The following is a 10,640-nucleotide window of genomic DNA, read 5'->3' on the forward strand; positions in this document are numbered from 1 at the left end:
CCCCATCGAGCAGCCGTGGTGTCACATCCATGGTGTTTCCTCGTTTTCCTCGATAGCTTCTGCGACCGGAGAGACCCCGGCCGCAGCGTCACCGGACTCGAGAGAGTTGATATAGGCGATCAGTTCGAGAACACGATCCTCAGTTAATTGGCCCTGAAAGCTCGGCATCACGGGATCCCATCCATCGCGAACCACCGCCAGAGGCTGGAGGATCGACTGGCGCAAATAGGTGGCGTCAGCGACCCGCATCGTCCCGTCGGGCATGCGAATCTGCGAACCTGCCAGTCCTCGCAAGGAAGGGCCTCGACTGCCGTCCCCTTCGCCGTGGCAGGAGGCGCAACCGAGTTCGGCAAAGGCTTCCTCACCAGCTTCCGCCATCGACAAGCGGGAGCCACCGCGCTCCGTGCTCCCCAGCCAGGCTTGGTAGTCGGCTGGCTCCATGACCACCACTTTGCCGATCATTCGTGCATGCTGGGTTCCGCAGAATTCCGAGCAGAACAAATGGTATTCGCCCGTCTTGGTCGCCTCGAACCAGAACTCCGAATATCGCCCGGGGACAGCATCCTGCTTCACCCGGAAGGCAGGCACGAAAAAGCTGTGAATCACGTCTTCCGACGTCATCGTGATCTTCACGGGGCGACCGACAGGAATATGAAGCTCGTTGATTTCGCGACGGCCTTCCAGATGTTGGACTTTCCACATCCAACGCTTGCCAACCGCGAAGATCTGCATGGAGTCTGCTGGCGGTGTCCGCATCTCCAAAAAGACGACGGCTCCCCAGACGAACATGACCATGGAGATCAGGAAGGGAATTCCGCTCCACAGGATCTCCAGACTGAGAACGCCGTCGCTTTCGGGGTGTTCGCGCCCTGTCTCGCGGCGGCGGTAGCGGATGACGAAGAACAGAATCATTCCGGCAACCGCAAAGCTGAACCCGGCACTGATCGCGGCGATGAACCAGTAGAGTTGATCTACCGATCCCGCGATCGTGGAGGCAGCCTCCGGCAGCAGGCGAAAACGGGAGATCATCAGAGAGGCCCCTTTCGACCTCGACGACGCTCGCGCCACAGAGCACCGCCGATGAGACAACCCATCAGCCCGATTGTCGCGGCAGCCATCCCTCGCATCGAGAGCAGTGTCAGTCGATTATATTGGCCGGCGTCCGGGTCGTAAGAGAAGCAGAACAACAAGATCTGGTCGGCGAAACTACCGAGACGCTCTTGTGCCGACTCCACCAGAGCGAGACGGAGATCTCGTGGGGAAGGCTCGATGCCAAAAAGATATCGCGAAATCTTGCCGGAGGGTGTTGTCACAACGACCCCCGACGGGTGCGCGAATTCGCCGCTTTTTTCGTCCCGCGCCACGCGCAGACCGATGGCTTCATTCAACGTCTTGATGGCCGCCGCTTCGCCCGTCAGGAACCGGATATCATCTCGTCCTCGGTCATGACCGTAGCGCTTCAGGGCATCCTCGCGCTGGGTACGGGCCTCGGCTGGCCCATCTTCCTCGTTAAAACTGTAGACGATCACCTGGTATTCCGAGCTCGCGTCGAAGGCGAGAACTCTGACGGCCCGCATCAATCCGGCGATCGTCATCGGACAGAGCATCGGGCATCCGTAGTATGCAGGAAGCAGGACCACCGGACGCCCATCGAGAACGCTGCCCAGCGAAACCTCCTCGCCCTCCTCGTCCCGCACCATCAGATCCAGAGGAAGATCCTCGCCGATGCGCTGATCGAAGCCGACCTCCCGGATCGCGGCGGGCAAAACGCCCGCAGGCGGAGCGGCGGCCTCGTCGGCGAGGGTCGGCCGGCTTCCGGGCTCCATGGCCTCGGACGGGGAGCACCAAATCACGAGCGATATGATCAAGAAAACGCGTAAGACCTTCATTTTCTGCTCCCTTGTTTCTGGCCCGTTCCCGCCTCGGCAACCACCCCGTCCAACGTCATCTGCATGGCCCGCTCGAGCGGCACACGAACGATCCCTGCCTTCGGGTCCACCCATGCATATGAAGTCAGATGCTCATGCTCGGCCGCCCGCAGCCTCTCGATATCTCGATCCGGATTCACCTGAAGTCGGGGACCTGAAGGCAGGCTCCGGCCGGGCCATGCGATCGCATCCGAGCCTTCTCGGCCATCCAGCACGCGACCTTGCAACCAACCTTCCATCGCCGTGGGTGCAGCCCAGGCAAGAAACAGAACCACTACAAAAACGACGCTCCCGATCACCAGAGGGCGACCCGCCATCTCGTCTTTCTCATGACTCATGGAGAAGCCTCCTCGAGGGAAACATCATGCAGCGGCACAAGCGGGTGGCTGGCCAAACCCACGAAGAACCACCAAACCCAGATACCACCGAGTGCCACAGGCATGACGATATCCAGCGGGTGAATCGACAGACCCGATTTTGACCAAGCGGGCACGACCAGCCAGATCAGCTCCACCCACCGACAAAAGAGCAGCCACAGGGCCATGGTGGCGAGAATCTTCCGGTTGCTCTTCGCGCCGCGGCCCAGAAGAACGACAAAGGGGATCACGAAATGGAACACCATCAGAAAAACAGCGAGCCACCACCACCCTCCCGTCGAGCGCACCAGATACCAGGGGATTTCCTCGGGGTTGTTGGCTGACCAGATAATCAGAAGCTGGGACAGCCCCAGATAGGCCCAAATCATCACGAAAGCGAAAAGAAAACTGCCCAGATCCCGAAGCTGGCGGGATGCCAGCAAACGCCCGAAATCCCCGCCACGGTCAAGCCACAGGACTACCGGAATCGTGAACGCGAACGCGGCGAGCCCCTGCGCGGCAATCAGAAGCAGGCCGAAGACCATCGAGAACCAATGCGGCTCGAGAGACATCACCCAATCGACCGCGGCAAACGACATGGTCAAAGCGTAGAGGATCAACGCGCCTCGGCTCAGATACTCGAGTCGATCCGGATGAAGCGCCGAACCCTCCAGATCCTCGCGAATCGACCAATGGGTCAAAAACCAGCCGAGGCCGATCCAGGCGGCAAAATACAGAACCCCGCGTGCGTAGAAGAAAGGGAGGTTCAAGTAGGGCTGCTTGGCTTGCAGGATCGGATCGTGCGCGACATGCGCGGGATCCGCCCATTCGTAGAGGAAGGGCGCACCCACGGCGACGGGGATAAAAAAGATGGCCAGCAACGGTAACGTCCGCACTGCGGCCTCCAACGGCCGGCGTATCATCGCGCTCCAGCTTCCACCCGCGACGTGGTGCAGGGAGAGAATCCCCATCGAACCAAGAGCGATTCCCAACCAGAAGAGAAATCCGATCAAATAGGAACGAATGGCCTGAACCGGGTCAAGAAAGGCGCCGGCGATCGCAACAGCACATCCCACCAGACCCACGATCAAGGCTTGCTTCGAAAAACGAATTTGCGGATCGTCAGATCCAATCCGGAAATCCGGCACTGCGTTTCCGCTTGTCATCGCAAACCCCCTTCGAGCTGCGCCAGCTCGTTTGGGGATAGTTGATCGACATTCGCGTGTTGGCTCAGTTGCAGTGCGCGCAGATAGGCTACAATCGCCCATCGGTCCGGAAGCGTTACCTGCGCTCGGTAGGCGGGCATTACCCCGTAACCATTGGCGATCACGTCGTAGAGATAACCGTCGGCAGCTTCGAGGAGTCGAGGCTCGAACAGCGAAGGCGGACGGCGGTAGCCGCGCTGCACGATCATCCCGTTACCGTCGCCAATCGCCCCGTGGCACGGCGAGCAATAGATGGCGTAACGCTCCTGGCCTCGCAGCAATAGATCCTCATCGAGCGTCCGCGGGTTGGCGACAACCCAGGCGCCGTCGATCTTGCCCTCGGTATATCCGGGCCTATCCAGAATCATATCGCGAGAGACGACGCCAGGCTCCAGCGGACGCACGGAAGTGCCGTTTGCAAAAAATTTACTCGGGCTATTGGGCTCGAGTCGAGGCTGGTCGTGCATATCCTGGCGGCAACCCGCGATGAGCAGAACCGCGAACGCGCCAAGGATCCATCTCCCCTTAATCATCCACCACCTCCACGCTCGAGGCACCGAGCTCGTTCATCAATTCCGGAGTATCCGGGACAGAGAACTTTGGATCGCGGGCCTCGATCGACAGGAAAAAGGCATCCTGGCTCGCCAGTGCGAAGCGAGAGGAATTAAAGACTGGATGGTGCGGACGCGGCAGGCCGTTGAGCGCGAGCATTCCGAACACGGCGGTCAGTGCCCCGAAGAGGATCGTGCACTCAAAAATAACCGGCAAGAAGGCGATGATACTGTTGAGAGGTCGCCCACCGACGTTCAGCGGGTAGTCGATCACCGAAGTCCAATACTGCAGACCGAAACCGCCAAGCCCTCCGATAATAGCCCCAATCAGAACCAGCGCTGGCAGGCGCGAATGATGATGACCGAGGGCCTCGGATATCTCCTCGATCGGGTAAGGCGAGAAGGCATCCAGTACCTCATAGCCCTCCTCGCGAGAGCGCTCGATTGCGTGCAGGAGTGAGGAGGACGTGGGAAATTCCGCCACCAAGCCCCAGGGCGAGATCCGTTTACTCATCTTCGGACTCCTTGGCCGTGCCGGCCTCCGGTACGATGGTCTTCATCTCGAAGATCGAAATCATGGGCAGGAAACGGATGAAGAGCAGGAGCAAGGTTCCGAAGAGCCCGAAAGATCCGGCGTAGGTGGCCAGATCCCAAAACGTCGGCGAATAGAGCCCCCAGGACGAGGGCAGGAAATCATTGGACAGACTCGTAACCACGATGACGTAGCGCTCGAGCCACATGCCGATATTGATCACGATGGCCACGAACAGAAGCGCTCGGGTATCGCGTCGAACTTTGCGGAACCAAAGAGCCTGCGGCACCAAAACGTTGCATAAGATAAGTGCCCAGTACGAGGAGCTATAAGGCCCCTCAAAGCGAAGCTTCATCATTGTCTCTTCGAAGATATTCGCGCTGTAGAAGGCGAAAAATGCCTCCATCATGTAGCCGTAGGCCACGACCAGCCCGGTCGCGAGCATGACTTTCGCCATATTATCGAGGTGCTTGATGGTGATGAAGGACTGCAACCCGTAGGCGCGTCGCAAGGGGATTGCGATTGTGGCCACCATCGCAAATCCGGAGAAGACAGCGCCGGCAACGAAATACGGTGGGAAAATTGTCGCGTGCCATCCCGGAACCACCGAGATCGCGAAGTCAAAACTCACAATCGTATGCACCGAAACCACGAGCGGCGTCGAGAGACCGGCGAGCAGAAGGTAGGCCGTCTCGTAGCGATGCCAATGTTCGGCAGAGCCGCGCCATCCGAGCGCCAGAGTGCCGTAGATTTTTCGACCCGCGACGCTCTCGGAACGGTCCCTCAGGGTTGCGAAGTCCGGAATCAAGCCGACAAACCAGAACATCAGCGAGACCGTGGCGTAAGTCGTCACGGCGAAGACGTCCCAGATCAGGGGTGAGCGAAAGTTCGGCCACATCCCCATCGTGTTCGGATAGGGAAACAGCCAATACCCGAGCCAGGGACGACCCAGATGCAGAATTGGATAGAGCCCCGCTGACGCCACGGCGAAAAGTGTCATCGCTTCTGCAAATCTGTTGATCGAGGTCCGCCATTCCTGGCGGAACAGGAGAAGGATCGCGGAGATCAACGTGCCCGCATGACCGATTCCGATCCACCAGACGAAGTTGATGATCGCGAAGCCCCAGGCCACTGGGACGTTAATGCCCCAAATCCCCGTGCCCTCGACCAGTAGCATCACGATGGAGACGGCGAACACACCCAACAGGCTGAGCGAGATACCGAAGCCGATCCACCAGCCGCGCGGTGCTCCATTTTGCAGAACGACGCGACTGATTTTATCGGTAACGGACCGAACGGTCTCCGACTCGCCGACAATCGGTTCGCGTGCCGTGAGTACCGGCCTGCCGGGGCTCTGCTCCATCAGCTATGCCCTCCCCGCGGCTTCGAAGGCTTTGTGAGCGCGGGACTGGGGTTTCGGACCTCGGCCAGATAGGTCGTCCGTGGCCGCGTATTCAGCTCGGCGAGCACGCCATAGTTTCGGTCGTTCGCCCGTTGTTTGGATACGGCGCTCTCAGGATCGTTGATATCCCCAAAGGTGATCGCCTCCGCGGGGCAGACCTGCTGACACGCGGTCTTGATATCGCCGTCGGCAATCTCCCGACCCTCGTTCTTCGCCTTGGAACGAGACTCGTTCACTCGCTGGATACAGTAGGTGCATTTCTCCATCACACCCCGACTGCGGACGGTCACGTCCGGATTTCGCTGCAGCGCGAGCGTCTCTTCGTCCCAATCGGGATTGAGGTAAAAGTTGAAACGCCGAACTTTGTACGGACAGTTGTTCGAGCAATAGCGAGTCCCGACGCAACGGTTGTAAACCATCAGGTTCAGGCCTTCACTATCGTGGACAGTCGCGTTGACCGGGCAAACCACCTCGCAGGGGGCATTCTCGCAATGCTGACAGAGCATCGGCTGGTAGTGCGTCTCGGGCTCTTCCGGCTCACCGGTCCAATACCGGTCGATCCGCATCCATTGCATCTCGCGACCCATTGCAATCTGCTCGGGACCGACGATGGGGATATTATTCTCTGCCTGACAACCCACGACACAAGCGTTGCAGCCGACGCAGGAACTGGTGTCGATGGTCATCCCCCAGGCGTGGCCCTCGTAGGGGAACTTCGGATAAAGCGTGTCATCGGGGCCGGGGGTATGCCCCATATGCTGGGCAAACGCCGGATCTTTTTCGTATTCCTCGACCGAGGCCCAACGCACGATATCGCGCCCCTCGAGACTTCCGTGGTCCTGCGTCGAGGCCACCAGGGAGCGCTCCCCGGTTGCACGCACGCGCACGTCATCGGAGAACCCGGTCGAGACCGACTTTCGCAGCGGGTAGGCATTGAAACCGCGGGACGTACCGACCTTCCCTGCCCGCCGTCGACCGTAGCCCAATTGCAGGCCCAAAACGTTCGCTGGCTGGCCCGGCAGAATCCAGACCGGACCTCGTGCCTGCTGACCGTCCACTGTGAGTTCCACATCATCGCCATTGGAGAGACCGAGCGATTCCGCGGTGGCGGGAGAGATCAAGATAGGGTTATTCCAGGTGACTTTTGTCAGCGGCGCCGGGCACTCCTGCAGCCAGCCGTTATTGGCCATGCTTCCGTCACCGACCACGGGATGCGGGCGAAACGTCGCGGTCAATTCCGCAGGATTCCGGGAAGACGTGACCCTCCGCAATCGAGCGGGTTGCTCGATCGCTGCCACATCAACCACCGGAAACGCACTTTCCGCGACGACTCCATTTTGCAGAGAGCGATTCCAGGCACTCTCAAAGGCAATCGGGAGGCTTTGGGCTGACCAATAGGATCGCACCGCTTGATAGGCGGTGCCGGCGCGGCCCTCGAGGAGCAACCCCAAAACTTCGAGAGACGACTTCCCATCGTAGAGAGGGGCGATCAGGGGCTGCCCAATCGAAATGGTTCCGTCACCCGATCGAATATCCGACCAGGTTTCGAGGTAATGCACCCCCGGAATATGCCAAGTCGCGAGTGCGGCTGTTTCATCATCGTAGAGGCCGAGGTGAAATGAGACCGGCACCTGCGCCATCGCCGCAGCGAAGCTGGTGCCGGCCGGGGCGTCATAGGCCGGGTTGGACTCGAGAATAAAGAGGGTATGGACTCGTCCCGCCTGCATGTCTGTGACCAGCGATTCGAGAGAGTCGACCTCCAAGCCCTCGCGACTCTTGTCCTCGAGAAGCTCCATGGTCGTGCCCAGATTTCCAAGACGCTGATTGATGGCGAATGCGAGAGCATGCAAATGCGGGGGCAAAACGGAGCCGGCAAGAATCAGTGACTTACCCGGTGATTTTTCAAGGTCGTGCACCAGCGCCGCCAGCCATTGCGACTGACGCTCCGGAAGTCCGCGGACCGGCGATCCAACGCCGAGAGAGCCAGCAAGAGCCTCGAGCAGGACCTCTACCTCGGACGGCGCGAGGGCGATCCGCTCATCGGCAGCGGCGCCCGAATTCGAAAAACTGCTTTCGGCCACGTAAAGCCGAAGCGGCTCGAACACCCCCTCACCCGGACGGCGGCGGCTGGCAAGTTCGCGGATATGTCGGACATGTTCCGGGCCTTCGGACAGGAAGTCCGCGTCGAAGGCGACGATGGTATCAGCTTGGTTGACGCGGATACGGCTGATGATGTCCCGGTCGAAAGCGAGCTTCGCGCCCTCTTTCGCATGCCCGGCATCGACTGGATCCCAGGCGTGAACGCCAACGGCGGGCCGCCGGGAGCAAATATCTGCGAGCATCGCCGCCATCGTGGGCGAGGTATTGGGACCCATCAGGATGCGGACGTCCTTTTGGTCCCGCCCGCTATCGATTTCCAGTGCGCCGAGGATCGCTTCTTCGCAGGCACTCCAGGGCCGAATTTCTCTTCCTTGGCGCACCACCTGCGATCGGTCGGGATCGTAAAGCGTCAGGATCGACGCCTGCGTCCGCGCGTCGGTCGCACCCAAACTGGCCGGGTGGTCGGGGTTTCCCTCCAACTTCGTCGGACGTCCTTCATGGCTCTCGGCCAGAACACCGAAGCCGTACCCACCGAAAGGTGTTGCGGTGGCGAAATATCGCGGCACGCCGGGAACTGATTCCGGCGCTTTGACCGCAGGAACGATTTTCTCGACGGGTTGCCGTGTGCATCCAACAGCCCCTCCCAACGCGAGCGAGGCCCCCATCAACTGCAGGAAGGATCGGCGATCGACAGCACTCGCACCATCGGGAATGACCGACGCCTCGCGCGGGAACTCGCTATGGAGGAACTTTTCGAATTCCGGGTCGCCCGCCAATTCCTCCAGGCTGCGCCAGTAGGTAGGCCCCGACTGACTGTTCAAACGTTCGCGAATTGAGGCAAGATCTAATTTACTCATGGGTTCCTTCCCTCAGCGGTGGCAAATGCCGCAATCCTCGCCCGGGTTGACGTCGTACTCTTCGAGCAGGCTCAGCCCGAGATAGAGCTGGTCCGCGGGAGGTTCGTAGTCAAAGTCAAAAATCGCATCGAGCGGCCGCAGGTACTTCTCGGGTTCGCGATGGCAGGAAAGACACCACTCCATATGGAGCGAGGGCTCTTGCCAGAGCACGTTCTGCTCGTCCACGTCGCCGTGGCAGCTTTGGCAGCCCACCCCTTTTTTGACGTGCGCGCTGTGGTTGAAATAAACGTAGTCCGGCAGGTCGTAGACCTTGGTCCACTCGATTGGTTTTTCCTCCCGCCAGCTGGCTCGGACGGGCTCGAGGAACTCGCTCTCTTTCCAGACCTGCGAGTGGCAGTTCATGCAGGTTTGGGTAGGCGGCATACCCGCGTAGGCCGCGTCCTCGACCGTCGTATGACAATAACGGCAATCGATCCCCAACTCCCCGGAGTGGTGCCGGTGACTGAACTGAATGGGCTGCTCGCGAGCCACGCCCTGGCCGGTGGCCCACGGAGAGCGATTGAGGGTACTCGCGAGGAAAAAGAACAGGCCTACCAAGCCGATGCCCCCGAAAATGACGACGCGCGACAAGACGTTCTGACTGCGATGAAAGATCTGCACTGCCTTCAAGCTAAGCTCGCCAGCGCCCAGCACAAGATAAGAAAGATTGTATTTTTTAAAATTAAATTATAAGATAAAATGATACGTCATTTGTCTGATCGTCAGCCCAAATGCGCCGACGCTCACCCCGCGAGAGCAGTCGAGCGCTGAAAAGCACCCTTTCTCCGGGACTATTTTCAGTCGCGCCAAAATCCTCCCGGGTTCAAGCTCGACTCGATCGGCTTCCGCGCCAGCCGCCTGCCGGGTGCGAATCGCCCCGCCGCCTGGTGAAGCCACTTGACGACCTTGAAAATTGATCAAGACTTGGTGGTGAAGGTTTTAACGGCAATTTCAGACAAGGAACGGAAAATGATCTCGAATCCTATCAATAACGGCCCCTCAATCACGGCAAGAACGCTTCAGGCAATCGCCGGAGCGATCCTGGGACATCCCCACACCACAGGACTCCAGACCGCTGCGGTTGCACCGGATGGCCATACGGCCACTGCCCTGACCCATTATGGTCGGCGCAGACGTCGCCGCATGCGCCGCTAGGCATGCGCAGCGTCTCGGGTTGCTGCCGACAGACCTAACGAACATAGCCGCCCGGGATTGGCTCGATAGCCCGGAGAGACGGCAGAGATCTCCTGCTAGCCTCTGGCCCCCGGGAAGGCGAACGAGCTTACGGTCGGCATTGAAACGAGGAACAGGCCTCCAAGCCGGTTACATACCTGATTACATCTCGTCCCCACGGAGGGCGTCGATAAACAGATGGGCTGTGCCGGAGGCGCAACCCAACTCTGCAGGTAGTTCCGATCCTCCAACAGCTTCGAGCCGGTAAGACAGCAGGTCCGCTGCGAGGTCAAGGACCGGATCGGAAAGTTCGACGAGCCTCGCAACGTCCTCCGACCCGGTGCTGCAGACAAGACCGGCATTGGGAGGATCCTCGGCAAATGAATTCTCGCCCTTCTGCCATACGTCGATGAAATCCGCCGTCGTGGCCCGACCAACTTCCCGGTAAGGGCGGTCGGAGAACCATGCGACTTCCTGCAGCCCCTCGAGGATCAAGC

The 10,640-nt window shown here is 59.8% G+C and carries 11 protein-coding genes; 1 reads left to right on the forward strand and 10 read right to left on the reverse strand.

All coding sequences use genetic code 11. The features are described from left to right. Positions 1–21 precede the first annotated feature (21 nt). Genes coxB through P8K07_00355 form a run of 9 tightly spaced genes read right to left on the reverse strand, consistent with a single transcriptional unit; the run spans position 22 to position 9,600 of the window. Positions 22–1,029, reverse strand: a complete 1,008-nt coding sequence (gene coxB / locus P8K07_00315; GenBank protein MDG1956963.1) for a cytochrome c oxidase subunit II — start codon at positions 1,027–1,029, stop codon at positions 22–24. Further along, the gene (locus P8K07_00320) at positions 1,029–1,889 is read right to left on the reverse strand and encodes an SCO family protein (GenBank protein ID MDG1956964.1); all 861 of its coding nucleotides are present in this window, start codon (positions 1,887–1,889) and stop codon (positions 1,029–1,031) included. The genes coxB and P8K07_00320 overlap by 1 nt, the downstream gene beginning before the upstream one ends. Next, positions 1,886–2,266: a hypothetical protein gene (locus tag P8K07_00325; GenBank protein ID MDG1956965.1), complete on the reverse strand. Its 381-nt coding sequence runs from the start codon at positions 2,264–2,266 to the stop codon at positions 1,886–1,888. The genes P8K07_00320 and P8K07_00325 overlap by 4 nt, the downstream gene beginning before the upstream one ends. Continuing rightward, entirely contained in the window at positions 2,263–3,450 is a 1,188-nt protein-coding gene (locus tag P8K07_00330) for a hypothetical protein (protein MDG1956966.1), read from the reverse strand. Before P8K07_00330 ends, P8K07_00325 begins: the two co-directional genes overlap by 4 nt. Continuing rightward, the gene (locus P8K07_00335) at positions 3,447–4,022 is read right to left on the reverse strand and encodes a cytochrome c (GenBank protein MDG1956967.1); all 576 of its coding nucleotides are present in this window, start codon (positions 4,020–4,022) and stop codon (positions 3,447–3,449) included. Before P8K07_00335 ends, P8K07_00330 begins: the two co-directional genes overlap by 4 nt. Next, complete coding sequence (locus P8K07_00340) at positions 4,015–4,554, reverse strand: DUF3341 domain-containing protein (protein MDG1956968.1); 540 nt, start codon at positions 4,552–4,554, stop codon at positions 4,015–4,017. The genes P8K07_00335 and P8K07_00340 overlap by 8 nt, the downstream gene beginning before the upstream one ends. After that, on the reverse strand, positions 4,547–5,935 hold the full coding sequence (gene nrfD / locus P8K07_00345) for a polysulfide reductase NrfD (GenBank protein MDG1956969.1): 1,389 nt from the start codon (positions 5,933–5,935) through the stop codon (positions 4,547–4,549). The genes P8K07_00340 and nrfD overlap by 8 nt, the downstream gene beginning before the upstream one ends. Then, complete coding sequence (locus P8K07_00350; GenBank protein ID MDG1956970.1) at positions 5,935–8,931, reverse strand: TAT-variant-translocated molybdopterin oxidoreductase; 2,997 nt, start codon at positions 8,929–8,931, stop codon at positions 5,935–5,937. The genes nrfD and P8K07_00350 overlap by 1 nt, the downstream gene beginning before the upstream one ends. Positions 8,932–8,943: 12 nt before the next feature. Continuing rightward, positions 8,944–9,600 (reverse strand): cytochrome c3 family protein, encoded by a 657-nt coding sequence (locus P8K07_00355; GenBank protein ID MDG1956971.1) that lies wholly within the window; start codon positions 9,598–9,600, stop codon positions 8,944–8,946. 339 nt (positions 9,601–9,939) lie between these two features. Between P8K07_00355 and P8K07_00360 the strand changes: the two genes are divergently transcribed. Continuing rightward, complete coding sequence (locus P8K07_00360) at positions 9,940–10,125, forward strand: hypothetical protein (protein MDG1956972.1); 186 nt, start codon at positions 9,940–9,942, stop codon at positions 10,123–10,125. Between the two features lie 180 nt (positions 10,126–10,305). On the opposite strand, the gene P8K07_00365 is transcribed toward P8K07_00360, so the two are convergent. Next, the coding region (locus tag P8K07_00365) for a hypothetical protein (GenBank protein ID MDG1956973.1) at positions 10,306–10,640 on the reverse strand (335 nt) is incomplete at its 5' end.

Source organism: Candidatus Binatia bacterium, assembly GCA_029248525.1.
In the GTDB taxonomy this organism is placed as follows: domain Bacteria; phylum Desulfobacterota; class Binatia; order UBA12015; family UBA12015; genus UBA12015.